Source organism: Micromonospora chalcea (genome assembly GCF_002926165.1).
Taxonomy (GTDB): domain Bacteria; phylum Actinomycetota; class Actinomycetes; order Mycobacteriales; family Micromonosporaceae; genus Micromonospora; species Micromonospora chalcea.
This window is the reverse complement of sequence record NZ_MAGP01000120.1, coordinates 45,808-61,749: the sequence shown is the minus strand read 5'-3', so window position 1 is coordinate 61,749 and position 15,942 is coordinate 45,808. Positions and strand designations below refer to the sequence as shown.

Here is a 15,942-nt window from a genome sequence, read left to right as displayed (position 1 = left end):
GGACGCCCCGCCGCCGCCCCCACCGGGGTCGGCGGCGGGGCGTCCTGTGCTGCCGCCCAGGGGCGGGGCGGACGGGCAGCGTCCTCGGTCATGCCTCCGATACTGCTTGCCCGGCCGCCCGGACTGCCTCAGGACCCGACCCTGACCCCACCCTGAGATCCGCCGGTGGCGAAAGTCCGGGGCGTCCCCGTGGTCCGGGACGTCGCCGCCGTGTGACGATCTGAGCGTCGGCGCCGCCGCCCTCTCCATCTCGACCTGGGAGTTTCCGATCAGCAGCACCCCTGCCCCGCACGCCCCGCGCCTCTACCGGGCCACCGAGCACCGGCTGGCCGCCGGGGTGGCCGCGGGCATCGCCGAGCACCTGGGCATCCCGGTGCTGCGGGTGCGGATGGCGTTCATGGTCCTGCTCGGGCTCAGCGGCCTCGGGCTGCTGCTCTACGCAGCATTCTGGGCGGTGGTGCCACCCCGCCCCGGCGACACCGCCGTCCCGCCGCGCCGTGACCTGGCCCAGCTGCTGCCGTTCGTGGCGATCGGGCTGGGCGTACTGCTGTTGCAGGTCTTCGCCTTCAACTCGGTGGGCGCGGCCGGCGGCGCCGGCTGGCTGGTGGCGATCATCGCGGTCGGCGCGGGCGTCATCTGGCACCAGTCCGGGCCGGAGCGGCGCCGGCAGTGGGGCGACGCGGCGGTGCCCTGGCTGGGCGCGGTGGTGGAGGAGACCGACCGGCGCGCGTTCGTGCTGCGCTTCATCGGCGGCGGCGTGCTCGTCGCGGTCGGCATCATCGGCGTGGCGGCCGTCTACTCGCCGGCGCAGAACTTCGACGCGGTGCTCAACGGCGTGATCTTCGCGCTGGTCGGGCTGGCCGGCGTCGGCGTGGTGACCGGCCCGGTGCTCTGGCGGACCTGGAACCAGCTCCGCTCGGAGCGGGAGGGACGCATCCGCGAGCAGGAGCGGGCCGAGCTGGCCGCCATGGTCCACGACCAGGTGCTGCACACGCTGGCCCTGATCCAGCGCAACGCCAGCGACGTCAAGACGGTGCAGCGGCTGGCCCGTGGCCAGGAGCGCTCGCTGCGCAACTGGCTCTACAAGCCGACCGCCTCGCCGACCGAGCGGTTCGCGGCCGCGCTGGAGCAGGCCGCCGCCGAGGTGGAGGACACGTTCGCCATCACTGTCGAGGCGGTGGTCGTCGGCGACCGGGAGACCGACGAGCGGGTCGGCGCGCTCGTGGCCGCCGCCCGGGAGGCCCTGGTCAACGCGGCCCGGCACGCCGGTGTGCAGACCGTGTCGCTCTACGCCGAGGTGGAGCCGGAGCAGGTGAGCGTCTTCGTGCGGGACCGGGGCAAGGGCTTCGACCCGGATACGGTGGAGAATCACCGGCACGGCGTCCGAGGATCGATCATCGGGCGGATGAAGCGGCACGGCGGCCGGGCGGAGATCCGGTCCGAGCCGGGAGAAGGGACCGAGGTCCGGCTGATCCTGCCGATCAGCGGCTCCGGCTCCACGGCGGAAAGGGACAGGTGACATGTCCGAGCAGGAACCGGTCGAGGGCACGGCGCCGCGCGGGCCGCTGCGGGTCTTCCTCGTCGACGACCACGCGATGTTCCGGGCCGGCGTGCGCGCCGAGCTGGGCGCGCGGGTCGAGGTGGTCGGCGAGGCCAGCTCGGTGGCCGAGGCGGTGACCCGGATCGCGGCCACCGCGCCGGACGTGGTGCTGCTCGACGTGCACATGCCCGACGGCGGCGGCCGCGCGGTGCTGGAGGCGATGCGGCGTACCCACCCACAGGTGCGGTTCCTCGCGCTGAGCGTGTCCGACGCCGCCGAGGACGTGATCGGGCTGATCCGGGCCGGCGCGCGGGGCTACGTCACCAAGACGATATCCCCGGAGGAGCTGACCGACGCGATCCGCCGGGTGGCCGACGGCGACGCCGTGTTCAGCCCCCGGCTGGCCGGGTTCGTGCTTGACGCGTTCGCGTCCCGGCCGGACGCGCCGGTGGCCGACCCCGAGCTGGACCAGCTCACCAACCGGGAGCGCGAGGTGCTCCGGCTGCTCGCCCGCGGGTACGCCTACAAGGAGATCGCCAAGGAGCTGTACATCTCGATCAAGACGGTCGAGACGCACGTCTCCAACGTCCTGCGCAAGCTCCAGATGTCGAACCGGTACGAGCTGTCCCGCTGGGCTGCCGACCGCCGCCTGGTCTGAGCCCACGTCGCTCGGCGACCCCCTGGGAGGCATCGTCCCCCCGGGGGGTCGTTGTTGTCCGCACAGTCGACGTCGGTATCCTCCGGACGGACAAAAAAGCCGCAGCCGTGCGCCCGTTGACGGGCCCGGAGCGGGCGCGGTCCACGTCACAGCGCATGCGGGCGGCAGGGATGCCCGTCAACCTCCATGTGCCCGTCTTGCCTGTTCAGGGCCCTATCGTCCGTACGCTTTGTGATCTTTTCTCAAGTATCGGCAACGTGGCGGGCAACTAACGTCTTGATAACGGCACCTTCACGGAAAGGGCCGGTGGGTGTCACAATGGCAGCACCTCACCCCCCGGTGTGAGGCATCTCGTCGGGCCTGCCGACCACGTGGACGCCGCCACCAGCGTCGCCGCGTGGTTGTCGACCCTGCGCGGTGCCCACGTCCAAGGTGTGGCGCCCGGCGGATCGGTACCCCTGGGGTGTCCCGAAATCCTCTGCGGTAAACCGACGTCCGGCTTGTCCGGGTCGCCGGTGGTGTCACCCCCAAACGTGCGTGAAACCCACGACGGAACCAGGTTAAGAAAGAGGAGGCCCCTCGGAATGAGAGTCTCGAAGCGGGCGAGCGGCGCGCTCGCGGTGGGCGCGGCATTCGCGCTCGTCGCGTCCGGCTGCTCCAGCGGGAACAACGACGGTGGCGACGCCGGCGCCAGCTCGGACGGCGCGATCGTCATCGACGGTACCCAGCCGGAGAACCCCCTGGTTCCGGCGAACACCACCGAGACCGGTGGCGGCGCGATCATCGACTGGATGTGGAGCGGTCTGGTCGAGTACCCCAACAACGGTGGGGCGCCGCAGAACCTGCTCGCCGAGTCGATCGAGACGAGCGACTCGAAGGTCTTCAAGATCAAGATCAAGCAGAACACCAAGTTCCACGACGGCACCACCGTCAAGGCCGAGAGCTTCGTCAAGGCCTGGAACTGGGCGGCGTACGGCCCGAACGGCGCGCAGAACGCCTCCTTCTTCTCCGACATCCAGGGCTTCGACGAGGTCTACACCGAGGACCCGGACGGCCCGGACGGCCCGCAGAAGGCCCCGGAGCCCAAGGCCAAGGACATGTCCGGCCTCAAGGTCGTCGACGACTGGAACTTCGAGGTCACGCTGAACGCGCCGACCGCCGTGTTCCCGACCAAGCTCGGCTACAGCGCCTTCGTGCCGCTGCCGGACGCCTTCTTCTCCACCACCCCGGCGGAGTTCGGCAAGAAGCCGATCGGTAACGGCCCGGTCAAGCTCGTCTCCTGGCAGGACGACGTCGAGATCAAGCTGACCCGCTTCGACGACTACAGCCTGCGCGACAAGATGAAGATCAAGGACGTCACCGTCAAGATCTACCAGGACGACACGGCGGCCTACAACGACCTGCTCGCCGGCAACCTGGACTTCCAGCAGCAGGTTCCGGTCTCCGCGCTGGCCGGTGACAAGTGGAAGACCGACCTGGCCGAGCGGGCCATGTCCTCGACCACCCCGTCGACCGGCATCATCGCCTTCCCGATCTACGACAAGCGCTTCCAGAACCCGAAGCTGCGCAAGGCGATCTCGCTGTCCATCGACCGGCAGGCGATCACCGACAAGATCTTCTTCGGTACCCGTAAGCCGGCCGACAGCTGGGCCAACCCGCTGACCCCGGGCGCCGAGCCGGGCAACTGCACCTCCTGCAAGTTCGACGTGGCCGAGGCCAAGAAGCTCTACGCCGAGTCCGGTGGCTTCCAGGGCAAGCTGACCCTGTCGTACAACGCGGACGCCAGCCACAAGGAGTGGATGGAGGCCGTCGCCCAGCAGATCAAGACCAACCTGGGCATCGACGCGGTCGCCGTCGGCGTGCCGACCTTCGCGGTCTTCCGCGCCAACATCAACGCCTACAAGATGACCGGCGCGTACCGGGCCGGCTGGCAGCAGGACTACCCGGACGTGGAGAACTGGATCAACCCGCTCTACGTCACCGGTGGTTCCTCGAACGACGGCAAGTACAGCAACCCGCAGGTGGACGCCCTCTCGAAGGAGGCCACCGCGGCCCCCAGCCTCGAGGAGGCCCACAAGAAGTTCGCTGAGGCCGTCAAGCTGATCGACCAGGACGTTCCGTCGATGCCGATCTACTTCGGTGGCCAGCAGTCCGGCCACTCGGAGAAGATCAAGAAGCTCGAGCTGACCAACGTCGGCGAGCTCGACATCACCTCGGTCGAGCTCTGATCCGAACGCTCTGACCCCGGGTCGGGCTCGCCTACCGGTGAGCCCGACCCGGGGCCGTTCCGCGAGGGGGTGTACAACGAACCCCTCGCAACGTTGTCGCCGCCGCGCCGGCCCGCCCCGGCGCTCCCTGTCTGGAGGACCACCCCATGGGCCGTTATCTCTTGAGACGGCTGCTGCAACTCGTGCCGGTGTTCATCGGTACGACGTTCCTGATCTACTGGCTCGTCTGGTCAGTGCCCGGTGACCCCTTCGCCGGCAAGTGCGGCGACCGCGGTTGCCCGCCGAACTACCGCGCCATGATGACCGAGAAGTACAACCTCGACGAGTCGATCTGGGTGCAGTACGCCAGCTACATGAAGAACCTTCTGCAGGGTGACTTCGGTATCACGTTCGGCGGTCGCGAGATCAGCGACATCATCGCCACGTCGTACCCGAACACCCTGAAGCTGGCGGTGGTCGCCCTCGCCATCGAGGCCGTGATCGGTCTCGGCGCCGGCATCCTCACCGGCCTGCGGCGCAACGGCTTCCTGGACAACCTGGTCCTGGTCTCCACCCTCTTCCTGATCGCCCTCCCGGTCTTCGTCATCGGCTTCGTGCTGCAGTGGCTGCTCGGCGTGAAGTGGGGCATCATCAACCCGACCGTGTCCAACGAGATGCGGTTCAGTGAACTGATCGTGCCGGGCTTCGTGCTCGGAAGCGCATCGATGGCGTACATCGCCCGGGTGGCGCGTACGAGCATCGCCGAGAACCGGCGTGCCGACTACGTCCGCACCGCGATCGCCAAGGGCCTCCCGATGCGCCGCGTGGTCGGCGTGCACCTGCTGCGCAACTCGCTCATCCCGGTGGTCACCCTGCTCGGCACCGACCTCGGCGCGCTGATGGGTGGCGCGATCGTGACGGAGGGCATCTTCGGCATCAACGGCATCGGCCGTCAGGTGCTCCGCTCGATCGTCACCAAGGAGAGCGCTACCGTTGTCGGCATCGTCGTGGTGTTGGTGCTCGTCTATCTCATCATGAACCTGGTGGTGGACCTGCTCTACGCCGCCCTCGACCCGAGGATCCGCTATGAGTGACCGCCGCAGCGTACGAAACGTCCCAGCAGTCTGCGCGGGTAACCACGCCCGCGCCGAGCGCAGCGAGGTACGGGCATGAGTGACCCGAATACCGCGTCGATCGTGTCGACGCCGCCCGCGACCATGCCCACCGAGGCGGGGTCGGGCGCGCCCACCAACGCGGGCCTGCCGGAGAGCGCGAAGCAGAACAAGCCGCGTGGCCTGCTCGGTGACGCCTGGATCGACCTGCGCCGCAAGCCGCTGTTCTGGATCTCGGCGACGATCATCCTGATCTTCCTCGTGATGGCGGCCTTCCCGTGGCTGTTCACCTCCGGCGACGCGGTCAACGGCTCGCTGGACCGCAGCCGGGTCGAGCCGTCGTCGGCCGCCTGGTTCGGCTACGACGTGCAGGGCCGCGACGTCTACGCCCGGGTCATCTACGGCGCCCGCGCCTCGATCGTGGTCGCAGTGGTCTCCACCGTCCTGACGCTGCTCGTCGGCGGCACGATGGGCATCATCGCCGGCTACCGCGGCGGCTGGGTGGACGCGCTGCTGTCCCGTGTCGCGGACATCTTCTTCGGCCTGCCGTTCGTGCTCGGCTCGATCGTCATCCTGACCACGTTCAACGGCTCCGGCACCGACAACGGCGAGTGGACGATCATGGGCCTGGTCATCCTGTCCCTGAGCGTGCTGAGCTGGCCGGTGGTGATGCGGCTGATGCGCTCCTCGGTGCTCGCCACCAAGGAGGCCGACTACATCGTCGCGGCCCGCGCGCTCGGCGCCAGCACCGGCCGGATCATCCTCAAGCACCTGCTGCCGAACTGCCTGGCCCCGCTTCTGGTCTACGGCACGATCATGGTCGGCTCGTTCATCGGCGCGGAGGCCACGCTCTCGTTCCTGGGCATCGGCCTGAAGAGCCCGGTCGTCTCCTGGGGCATCATGATCAGCGAGGCGCAGAACTACATCCGGGTCTCGCCGTACCTGCTGTTCTTCCCCTCCGCGTTCCTCGTCGCCGCAGTGCTGAGCTTCGTCATGCTCGGCGAGGCGGTCCGCGAGGCCCTCGACCCGAAGCTTCGATAGGGGAACTGAGTTGTCCGACATTCTCGTGTCCGAGCAGTCCGCGCCGGGCGCCGACGGATCCGGTCGCCCCTCGGGCCGGCTGCTCGAGGTCGACGACCTTCGGGTGGAGTTCCGTACCCGGGACGGCGTCGCCAAGGTCATCAACGGAGTCACGTACCACGTCGACGCGGGGGAGACCCTCGCCGTGCTCGGCGAATCGGGCTCCGGCAAGAGCGTCACCGCGCAGACCATCATGGGCATCCTGGACACCCCGCCCGGGTTCGTCACCGGCGGCCAGGTCCGCTTCCACGGCAAGGACATGCTCACCATGTCCCCCGAGCAGCGGCGGCGGATCCGGGGCGAGGGCATCGCCATGATCTTCCAGGACTCGCTCTCGGCCCTCAACCCGGTTTTCACAGTCGGCTTCCAGATCGCCGAGCAGTTCCGCATCCGGCGCGGCATGAGCCGCTCGGACGCCAAGAAGCGCGCGATCGAGATGCTCGACCAGGTGAAGATCCCCAACGCCAAGGGCCGGTTCAGCAACTACCCGCACCAGTTCTCCGGCGGTATGCGGCAGCGCGCCATGATCGCCATGTCGCTGGCGCTGGACCCCGAGGTGCTGATCGCCGACGAGCCGACCACCGCCCTGGACGTGACCGTGCAGGCCCAGATCATGGACCTGCTCGGTGAGCTCCAGCGGGAACGGCAGATGGGCATGATCCTGATCACCCACGACCTCGGCGTGGTCGCCGACGTCGCGGACCGGATCGCGGTCATGTACGCCGGCCGGATCGTCGAGGAAGCCGACGTCTACGACCTGTACCGCAAGCCGGCACACCCGTACACGCTCGGCCTGCTCAACTCGATCCCGCGGATGGACGAGAAGGGCCAGGAGCTCCGCACGATCAAGGGCCTCCCGCCGAACCTGATGAACATCCCACCGGGCTGCGCGTTCAACCCGCGCTGCCCGATGGCGCAGCCGGTGTGCCGGGAGAAGGTCCCGCCGCTGCTGCAACTGGGCAACGGCCGGGCCAGCGCCTGCCACTTCGCCGAGGAACTGGTGAACCGTGACTGAGAACATCATCGAGGTTCGTGACCTGGTCAAGCACTACCCCGTGACCCGGGGCGTGGTGTTCAAGAAGACCATCGGCCACGTCAAGGCGGTCGACGGCGTCTCCTTCGACCTCAAGGCCGGCGAGACGCTCGGCGTGGTCGGCGAGTCCGGCTGTGGCAAGTCCACGCTGGCCCGGGTGCTGATGAACCTGGAGAAGCCGACCGGCGGCCAGGTGCTCTACAAGGGCCAGGACATCTCCAAGCTCTCCGGTGGCGCGCTGCGTCGGCTGCGCCGGCAGATCCAGCTGGTGATGCAGGACCCGTACACCTCGCTCAACCCCCGGATGACGGTGGGTGACCTGATCGGCGAGCCGTTCGAGATCCACCCCGAGGTGGCTCCGCGCGGCAGCCGGCGCACCAAGGTCAAGGAGCTGCTCGACCTGGTCGGCCTCAACCCGGAGCACATCAACCGGTACCCGCACCAGTTCTCCGGCGGCCAGCGGCAGCGCATCGGCATCGCCCGGGCGCTGGCGCTGCGGCCCGAGGTGATCGTCTGCGACGAGCCGGTGTCGGCGCTGGACGTCTCCATCCAGGCGCAGGTGATGAACCTGCTGGAGAAGCTCCAGGGCGAGTTCGGCCTGTCGTACGTCTTCATCGCCCACGACCTGTCGGTGGTGCGTCACCTCTCCGACCGGGTCGCGGTGATGTACCTGGGCAAGATGGTGGAGATCGGCACCGAGGACGAGATCTACGAGCGTCCGACCCACCCGTACACCCAGGCGCTGCTGTCGGCGGTGCCGGTGCCCGACCCGACGGTGCGCGAGAGCAAGGCGATCATCCGGCTCCAGGGCGACGTCCCCTCGCCGGTCAGCCCGCCCTCGGGCTGCCGGTTCCGGACCCGGTGCTGGAAGGCGCAGGACGTCTGCGCCCAGGAGGTGCCGCTGCTCCAGATCCGGCCGGGCTCGGACCACCCGAGCGCCTGCCACTTCGCGGAGAAGCGGGAGATCGTCGTCACCCACGACGCGGCCTGAACCGAACCGGACCGCCTGCCGGCGTCAACTCGACGCCGGTAGGCGGTTCGTCGTATCCGGGGGCGTCACGGCGTCACAGCGGGCCGCGACCGGCGCGCAGCAGCAGGAGCGCGAGCTGGGTGCCGTCCGCGCCGAGCTCGGCCCGGAACCGCTCCAGGATCTCCCGTTCGCGGGAGAGCACGAGCCGGGTCCCACCGGAGGCCATCCGGGTCGCGCCGACCTCCTGGGAGAGCGCGGCCCGCTCCTGCCAGAGCGCGATGAGCGTGCTGTCGATCTCGTCGATCCGCCGCCGGATCTCACCGATCCGCTCGGCGGCCGTCGCGTCGTCGGTGCCGGTCCGGGACGCCGCGGCGCCGCTCGGGGCGGCGGCGGCCGGCCGGCCGTTGCGCGCCGGGCTGCCGCTGGACTCCACCACGTCAGTCATCATCGTCGTCCCTCTCGGGGCTCGGGCCCGGTACCCGGATCCCGGGACGGAAACGCCCCGGGCTCTCCGAGCCCGGGGCGTTTCGTAGGTCTGTGATCAGGCGCGACCCACGGCTGCCGGACTCCCGGTGCCGTAGTAAAAGTAGAAGCGCTGATCGAACACGTCGTCGAGTATGCCGACCACCCGGGCGGGCGCGCAAGAAGACGCACCAACAGGTGAGACGTGCCGCCGGGCGCCGACCGGCCGCGCGGGCGGGGAAGTGTCCGGCCGACGGCATAGACTCGGACTGCGATGCATCCTCTCTTCGACATCCCCGCGTCCCCGCCTGCGCCGGAGTCCCGGCCGACCCCGCCGCGCCGCCCCGGGGCCCCCGGGTCGGACCCGCAGGCCCTCCTCGACGGCCTGAACGGCCCCCAGCGGGACGCGGTGACCCACGCCGGCTCCCCGCTGCTCATCGTGGCCGGCGCCGGCTCCGGCAAGACCCGGGTGCTGACCAACCGGATCGCCTACCTGCTCGCCGCCCGGGACGTGCATCCCGGCGAGATCATCGCGATCACCTTCACCAACAAGGCCGCCGGCGAGATGAAGGAGCGGGTGGCCGCGCTCGTCGGCCCGCGCGCCCGGATGATGTGGGTGTCGACGTTCCACTCCGCGTGCGTACGCATCCTGCGGGCCGAGCACGAGCACGCCGGCCTGAAGTCGACGTTCTCGATCTACGACGCGGACGACTCGCGCCGGCTGATGCAGATGGTCGCCCGCGAGCTGGACCTGGACCCGAAGCGCTACCCGGCCCGGGGTCTGGCCGCCCAGGTGTCGAACCTGAAGAACGAGCTGGTCGACCCGGAGGAGTTCGCCGGCCGGGCCAAGGGGCCGAACGAGCGGGCGCTCGCCGAGGCGTACACGCTCTACCAGCGGCGGCTGCGCGAGGCGCACGCGCTGGACTTCGACGACCTGATCATGACCACGGTGCACCTGCTCCAGTCGCACCCGTACGTGGCGGAGAGCTACCGGCGGCGGTTCCGGCACGTGCTGGTCGACGAATACCAGGACACCAACCACGCCCAGTACGTGCTGATCAAGGAGCTGGTCTCCGGCACCGAGGGGATCCCGCCGGCCGAGCTGTGCGTGGTCGGCGACGCCGACCAGTCGATCTACGCGTTCCGCGGCGCGACCATCCGCAACATCCTGGAGTTCGAGCGGGACTTCACCGACGCCCGCACGATCCTGCTGGAGCAGAACTACCGCTCGACCCAGACCATCCTCAACGCGGCGAACGCGGTCATCGACCGCAACACCTCGCGCAAGCCGAAGCGGCTGTGGAGCGACGCCGGGGCCGGGGAGCAGATCGTCGGGTACGTCGCCGACACCGAGCACGCCGAGGCCGACTGGGTCGCCCGCGAGATCGACCGCCTGGTCGACGACGGCGACACCCGCCCGGGCGACGTGGCCGTCTTCTACCGCACCAACGCCATGTCCCGCGTGTTCGAGGAGGTGTTCATCCGGGTCGGCCTGCCCTACAAGGTGGTCGGCGGGGTGCGCTTCTACGAGCGCAAGGAGGTCCGCGACGCGCTCGCGTACCTGCGCGCGGTGGTGAACGACGACGACACGGTCAGCCTGCGGCGGGTCCTGAACACCCCGCGCCGGGGCATCGGCGAGCGGGCCGAGGCGTGCGTGGAGGCGCTGGCCGGGCGCGACCGCATCTCCTTCGGTGCGGCGCTGCGCCGGGCCAAGGACGCGCCGGGCATCTCCACCCGGGCCGCGAACGGCATCGCCGAGTTCGTCGCGCTGCTCGACGCGGCGCGGGAGCTGGCCGCCACCGGCACGCCGGAGGAGGTGCTGGAGGCGGTGCTGACCCGCTCGGGCTACCTGGCCGAGCTGGAGGAGAGCCTCGACCCGCAGGACGCCGGCCGGGTGGACAACCTCCAGGAGCTGGTGAGCGTCGCCCGGGAGTACACCGAACGGATCGAGGCGCTCGCTGCCGAGGACGAGCGGGCCACCCTGGCCGGGTTCCTGGAGCAGGTGGCGCTCGTCGCCGACGCCGACCAGATCCCCTCCGACGACCCGGACCACCAGGGCGTGGTCACGCTGATGACGCTGCACACGGCCAAGGGCCTGGAGTTCCCGGTGGTCTTCCTGACCGGCCTGGAGGACGGCGTCTTCCCGCACCTGCGCTCGCTCGGCGACACCCGGGAGCTGGAGGAGGAGCGGCGGCTGGCGTACGTGGGCATCACCCGGGCCCGCCAGCGTCTCTACCTGTCCCGCGCGGTGACCCGGTCGGCGTGGGGCGCGCCCGCGTACAACCCGCCGTCGCGGTTCCTGGAGGAGCTGCCGCCGGAGCTGGTCCGCTGGGAGCGCACCGAGGGGTCGTACACCTCGTGGGGTGGCGGGGGCGGCGGCGTCGGCGGCCGGGCGGACCGCCTGGGCCGCGGCGGCTTCGCCGGCGGCACGCCGAAGGCGACCGAGCTGGCGAAGCGGCTGGGCGTGGACGCCAGCCGGCTGTCCACGGCGAGTGAGCTGAAGCAGGCCCCGAAGGTCTCGGCCGGGGACCGGGTCAACCACCAGCGGTACGGCCTGGGCCGGGTGCTGGCGGTGGAGGGGGCCGGGCCGGGCGCCCGGGCGCAGATCGACTTCGGCGACCAGACGATGTGGCTGGTGCTGCGGCACGCCCCGATCGACAAGCTCTGAGCGTGAGCGGGCCCGGTCCGGCTCGTGGCCGGACCGGGCCCTGCCCCTGTCGTGGCGCGGTCAGCAGGCCACGTCGATGCCCCGTGCGCGCAGGAACGGCGCCGGGTCGATCTGGTTCCACATGGCGCCCTGGTGCACCTCGAAGTGCAGGTGCGGGCCGGTGGAGTCGCCGGTGGAGCCTTCGTAGCCGATGACCTGACCGGCGGTGACCTTGTCGCCCACGGCGACGGCGAGCCGGCTCTGGTGGGCGTAGTGGGTCAGGTAGCCGTTGTGGTGGTCGATGAAGACCGAGATGCCGTAGCCGTCGCCCACGTCGCCGGCCTTGACCACGGTGCCCGCCGCGGCGGCGTGGATCGGGGTGCCGGCCGGCATGGCGAAGTCGATGCCGGCGTGCTGGGTGCCCCAGCGGGGCCCGTAGCAGGACGTGATGTCCGCGCCCTTCATCGGGATGACCCAGGTCGGCTTCTTCGCCACCGCCTTCTTCGCCACGGTCTTCTTCGGCTTGGGCTTGGCGGTGGCCGTCTTCTTCGGCGCCGGGGTGGTCGCGCTCGGGCTCGGCGCGGGGCTGGCCGGGACGGCGGACGGGGTGATCGGTTCGCGGGCCGAGCGGTCGGCGCGGGCCGCGTCGTCGACGCGGGCCTGTACGCCGAGGTCGACGGCGGCCGGCGTCGGCGCGGACCGGTCGGCGACGGTGACCACGCCGCCGATGCCGAGGCCGAGCAGGGCCACCGCGCCGGTGACCACGTATGCGGTGCGCCGGGCGCGGCGCGGACGCCGGTGCCGGGCGGGAGCGTTGTCCGGGGTGGGGCTGCTGTGCTGCACGGGATCCTTCACCAGTCGAGGGGCACGTGACCACGAAATACTGGTGTCGGCGCAGGTGGTGGCGGGTATCGGGTGGCCGGAGCAATGGCTGCGGGCCGTCACGGCGTGCCCGGTTGCCGACCGGACGGGCGGTTCATCGGCGAAGACGATCACCTACCGATGTGGTCCCGCTCACACCGGCGGGTGTGACGTGGCAGACTTCCGCCAAACGAAACCGCCCGGATCGTGTGATCCGGGCGGTGACGGGGCGTACTGAGCGTCAGGAGGCGGCTACGTCGCCGTAAATCGCTTCGATTTCGAGCTGGATGTCCACTCCGCGCTCCTTGAGGAACGCCACCGGGTCCTGCGGCTGGCCCTTGACATGGATCTCCAGGTGCAGGTGGGAGCCGTAGGAGTGGCCGGTGTTGCCGACCAGGCCGAGCTGGTCGCCGGCTTTCACCTCCTGGCCCTCCTTGACCGACACGGCGGAGGAGTGGCCGTAGATGGCCTCGGTGCCGTCGGAGTGCTTCACGATCACCGCGTAGCCGTAGCCGCCGAACCAGCCCGCCTTGGTGACCGTCCCGGCGTGGACCGCCTTGTACGGCGTGCCCTCCGGCGCAACCAGGTCGATGCCGGTGTGCAGCTTGCCCCAGCGCATGCCGTAGGGGGACTTGAAGTCGTAGCCGTGCAGCGGCAGGAGCCACGGGTCCTGCTCGGTGATCTTGCTGTCGGTGCGGTCGGACCGGGACGCGCGGTCGGCGCTGTCGGCACGGGCCGCCGCGTCCTGGCTGGCGACCGAGGCCTGCCGGAGCTCGTCGAGGACCGAGGGGTTGACGCTCTTGGCGTCAGGAAGGGCGTTCGCGCCGATGGCGACGATGCCGGCGCCGACGAACGCGGTGGTGACCACCGCCGCGTAGCGGCTCCGCGGGGGGGTGGGTACGCGACGGCGGCCGCGATAGCGATCGGGCTCAGACGACAGGCGCTGGCGCACGCACACCCTCCGTTGTCGGGGATCCGATGCGACTCCGGACCGTTCGGTGAAGCTCGGTGGAACCTCCGGTGTCGCGTCGTCACCCGTCCGTGGACCTGATGACAACCGTGGACACGTTAGCCAACTGCCACTCCTGTCACAAGCCGAAGCGCCGAACTGGCGATTCGTTATGTCCGTTTCCATCCTGGCTTGTCATGTCTCGTGCCGCCGGTCGGATGGGCCTCCGACTGTCCATTCGTCGCGGACAGTGACCGATCGGCGGAGGTGTCCGGCTTTCCGCGTCCGCGCCTGAGCGGTAGGAGAGTAGCCCGGGCGTGGGACGGTCCGGGCCCCGCTTTCCGCCCCCCGCTCCGCCGGGTTACCGTTCGTTCAGGTCAGTGTCCTGGTGAAAGGTGTGCGCAGATGAGCTCTCGTATCCGGGTCGTCGTCGCGAAGCCCGGCCTGGACGGCCACGACCGGGGCGCGAAGGTCGTCGCGCGTGCCCTGCGCGACGCGGGCATGGAGGTCATCTACACCGGCCTGCACCAGACGCCCGAGCAGATCGTGGAGACCGCCATCCAGGAGGACGCGGACGCGGTCGGCCTGTCCGTGCTCTCCGGCGCGCACATGACGCTGTTCAAGCGCGTACTCGAACTGCTCGCCGAGCGCGAGGCCACCGACATCGTGGTGTTCGGCGGCGGGATCATCCCCGAGGCCGACCTGCCGGAGCTGGAGCGGCTCGGCGTCGCGAAGATCTTCACCCCCGGCGCGACCACCGGGTCGATCGTCGAATGGGTGCGGGAGAACGTGGCCCAGCCGGTCGGCTGACCCGCCGCATTTGCGGCTCCGGGCACGGGGGAGGGGCCGGACGCACCCCTCACACGCCCGGCCCCTCTATGCACGATGCCCCGCCGCCACCCCTCGACCGACAGGGCATCGGCCGCTCCCGTCGTCGCGCTTGACCAGCGCTCCGACATCACACTCAACGACGCCCCCGACCGGCGGTTACGCCCGGTCAGGCACATCCCCCGGACGGCTGACAACCGCGGCCGCCGCCGCGTTCCGGCGCCGCCGGAAACCGGTGCCGGCCGAAGAGGGCTGTGCATTACCGCACACCCCGCACCCGCTCGGTTGCCGCCGGTTCCCATCTCGTTAGGCTGCGGCAAATGGCCTGTCTCTTCTGATGACAGGCGTCAAACTGATTTTCCAACGCTGGTGGCGGCGCGACGGCGCGCCGCGGAGACGGGACGGGACGCGCAAACGTGGACCTGTACGAGTACCAGGGGCGGGACCTGTTCGAGCGGCACGGCTTGCCCGTGCTCGCCGGCGGCGTCGCCACTACCCCGGAGGAGGCCCGCGCGATCGCCGAACGCCTCGGCGGTCGGGTGGTCGTCAAGGCGCAGGTGAAGGTCGGTGGCCGCGGCAAGGCCGGCGGCGTGAAGCTGGCCGAGGGCGCGGAGGAGACGGTGGCCCGGGCCACCGACATCCTCGGCATGGACATCAAGGGTCACACCGTCCACAAGGTCATGATCACCGTGACCGCGGACGTGGCCGAGGAGTACTACTTCTCTTACCTGCTCGACCGGGCGAACCGCACCTTCCTCTGCATCGCCAGCGTGGCCGGCGGCATGGACATCGAGCAGGTCGCCGCCGAGACGCCCGAGAAGGTCGTCAAGGCTCCGATCGACGCCAACACCGGCGTCGACGAGGCGAAGGCCCGGGAGATCGTCACCGCGGCCGGCTTCCCGGCCGAGGTCGCCGACCAGGTCGTCGACGTCGCGGTGAAGCTGTGGCAGGCGTTCGTCGCCGAGGACGCCACGCTCGTCGAGGTGAACCCGCTGGCCACCACCAAGGACGGCAAGCTGCTGCTCCTGGACGCCAAGGTCACGCTGGACGAGAACGCCGCGTTCCGGCACCCGGACCACGAGGCCCTGGTCGACCAGGCGTCGGTGGACCCGCTGGAGCAGGCCGCCAAGGCCAAGGACCTCAACTACGTCAAGCTCGACGGCGAGGTCGGCATCATCGGCAACGGCGCGGGCCTGGTCATGTCCACGCTCGACGTGGTCGCGTACGCGGGCGAGCGGCACGGCGGCGTCAAGCCGGCCAACTTCCTCGACATCGGCGGCGGCGCGAGCGCCGAGGTGATGGCGAACGGCCTGGAGATCGTCCTGTCCGACCCGTCGGTCAAGAGCGTCTTCGTCAACGTCTTCGGCGGCATCACCGCGTGCGACGCGGTCGCCAACGGCATCGTGCAGGCGCTGGCGCTGCTGGAGCAGCGCGGCGAGAAGGCCACCAAGCCGCTCGTCGTCCGTCTCGACGGCAACAACGCCGAGGCCGGTCGGGCGATCCTCGACGGCGCGGCCAACCCGCTGATCCAGCGGGTCGACACCATGGACGGCGCGGCCGAGCGGGCCGCCGAGCTGGCAGCTGCGGGGGTCTGA

At 70.3% G+C, this 15,942-nt stretch carries 13 protein-coding genes; 10 read left to right on the top strand and 3 right to left on the bottom strand.

Translation table 11 applies throughout. From position 1 onward, the window contains the following. Nucleotides 1-247: 247 nt before the first annotated feature. The 7 genes from BAW75_RS18345 to BAW75_RS18315 all read left to right on the top strand — a co-directional run bounded on the left by BAW75_RS18345 (nt 248) and on the right by BAW75_RS18315 (nt 8,621). Nucleotides 248-1,519 (top strand): PspC domain-containing protein, encoded by a 1,272-nt coding sequence (locus BAW75_RS18345; RefSeq protein ID WP_420915021.1) that lies wholly within the window; start codon nt 248-250, stop codon nt 1,517-1,519. A gap of 1 nt (nt 1,520) precedes the next feature. Further along, complete coding sequence (locus BAW75_RS18340; RefSeq protein WP_030501521.1) at nt 1,521-2,198, top strand: response regulator; 678 nt, start codon at nt 1,521-1,523, stop codon at nt 2,196-2,198. Nucleotides 2,199-2,782: 584 nt separating this feature from the next. Then, on the top strand, nt 2,783-4,426 hold the full coding sequence (locus BAW75_RS18335; RefSeq protein ID WP_104114350.1) for a peptide ABC transporter substrate-binding protein: 1,644 nt from the start codon (nt 2,783-2,785) through the stop codon (nt 4,424-4,426). A 146-nt stretch (nt 4,427-4,572) separates the two neighbouring features. After that, nucleotides 4,573-5,499, top strand: a complete 927-nt coding sequence (locus tag BAW75_RS18330; protein WP_013288523.1) for an ABC transporter permease — start codon at nt 4,573-4,575, stop codon at nt 5,497-5,499. A 75-nt stretch (nt 5,500-5,574) separates the two neighbouring features. Then, nucleotides 5,575-6,558, top strand: a complete 984-nt coding sequence (locus BAW75_RS18325; protein WP_043328349.1) for an ABC transporter permease — start codon at nt 5,575-5,577, stop codon at nt 6,556-6,558. Nucleotides 6,559-6,583: 25 nt separating this feature from the next. Next, nucleotides 6,584-7,612 (top strand): ABC transporter ATP-binding protein, encoded by a 1,029-nt coding sequence (locus tag BAW75_RS18320; RefSeq protein WP_043328350.1) that lies wholly within the window; start codon nt 6,584-6,586, stop codon nt 7,610-7,612. Then, complete coding sequence (locus tag BAW75_RS18315; protein WP_043328351.1) at nt 7,605-8,621, top strand: ABC transporter ATP-binding protein; 1,017 nt, start codon at nt 7,605-7,607, stop codon at nt 8,619-8,621. The genes BAW75_RS18320 and BAW75_RS18315 overlap by 8 nt, the downstream gene beginning before the upstream one ends. 73 nt (nt 8,622-8,694) lie before the next feature. On the opposite strand, the gene BAW75_RS18310 is transcribed toward BAW75_RS18315, so the two are convergent. Continuing rightward, entirely contained in the window at nt 8,695-9,048 is a 354-nt protein-coding gene (locus tag BAW75_RS18310) for a chorismate mutase (RefSeq protein WP_104114349.1), read from the bottom strand. Nucleotides 9,049-9,336: 288 nt separating this feature from the next. On the opposite strand from BAW75_RS18310, the gene pcrA reads away from it, so the two are divergent. Continuing rightward, the gene (pcrA, locus tag BAW75_RS18305; protein ID WP_104114348.1) at nt 9,337-11,730 is read left to right on the top strand and encodes a DNA helicase PcrA; all 2,394 of its coding nucleotides are present in this window, start codon (nt 9,337-9,339) and stop codon (nt 11,728-11,730) included. Between the two features lie 60 nt (nt 11,731-11,790). Here pcrA and BAW75_RS18300 read toward each other — a convergent pair whose 3' ends face one another. Both BAW75_RS18300 and BAW75_RS18295 read right to left on the bottom strand, forming a co-directional pair. After that, nucleotides 11,791-12,552, bottom strand: coding sequence for a M23 family metallopeptidase (locus tag BAW75_RS18300; RefSeq protein WP_176722804.1), 762 nt, complete (start codon nt 12,550-12,552; stop codon nt 11,791-11,793). 259 nt (nt 12,553-12,811) lie between these two features. Next, nucleotides 12,812-13,522: a M23 family metallopeptidase gene (locus BAW75_RS18295; RefSeq protein ID WP_043328356.1), complete on the bottom strand. Its 711-nt coding sequence runs from the start codon at nt 13,520-13,522 to the stop codon at nt 12,812-12,814. A 402-nt stretch (nt 13,523-13,924) separates the two neighbouring features. On the opposite strand from BAW75_RS18295, the gene BAW75_RS18290 reads away from it, so the two are divergent. Then, nucleotides 13,925-14,329 (top strand): coenzyme B12-dependent isobutyryl CoA mutase small subunit, encoded by a 405-nt coding sequence (locus tag BAW75_RS18290; RefSeq protein ID WP_030501512.1) that lies wholly within the window; start codon nt 13,925-13,927, stop codon nt 14,327-14,329. A 434-nt stretch (nt 14,330-14,763) separates the two neighbouring features. After that, nucleotides 14,764-15,942, top strand: a complete 1,179-nt coding sequence (sucC, locus tag BAW75_RS18285) for an ADP-forming succinate--CoA ligase subunit beta (RefSeq protein WP_043328357.1) — start codon at nt 14,764-14,766, stop codon at nt 15,940-15,942.

What these genes read in the sequence shown, in the direction of transcription:
- BAW75_RS18310 (WP_104114349.1), bottom strand. Translation starts at nt 9,048, where the DNA reads ATGATGACTGACGTGGTGGAGTCCAGCGGCAGCCCGGCGCGCAACGGC.
- BAW75_RS18340 (WP_030501521.1), top strand. Translation starts at nt 1,521, where the DNA reads ATGTCCGAGCAGGAACCGGTCGAGGGCACGGCGCCGCGCGGGCCGCTG.
- pcrA (WP_104114348.1), top strand. Translation starts at nt 9,337, where the DNA reads ATGCATCCTCTCTTCGACATCCCCGCGTCCCCGCCTGCGCCGGAGTCC.
- BAW75_RS18330 (WP_013288523.1), top strand. Translation starts at nt 4,573, where the DNA reads ATGGGCCGTTATCTCTTGAGACGGCTGCTGCAACTCGTGCCGGTGTTC.
- BAW75_RS18335 (WP_104114350.1), top strand. Translation starts at nt 2,783, where the DNA reads ATGAGAGTCTCGAAGCGGGCGAGCGGCGCGCTCGCGGTGGGCGCGGCA.
- BAW75_RS18325 (WP_043328349.1), top strand. Translation starts at nt 5,575, where the DNA reads ATGAGTGACCCGAATACCGCGTCGATCGTGTCGACGCCGCCCGCGACC.
- BAW75_RS18290 (WP_030501512.1), top strand. Translation starts at nt 13,925, where the DNA reads ATGAGCTCTCGTATCCGGGTCGTCGTCGCGAAGCCCGGCCTGGACGGC.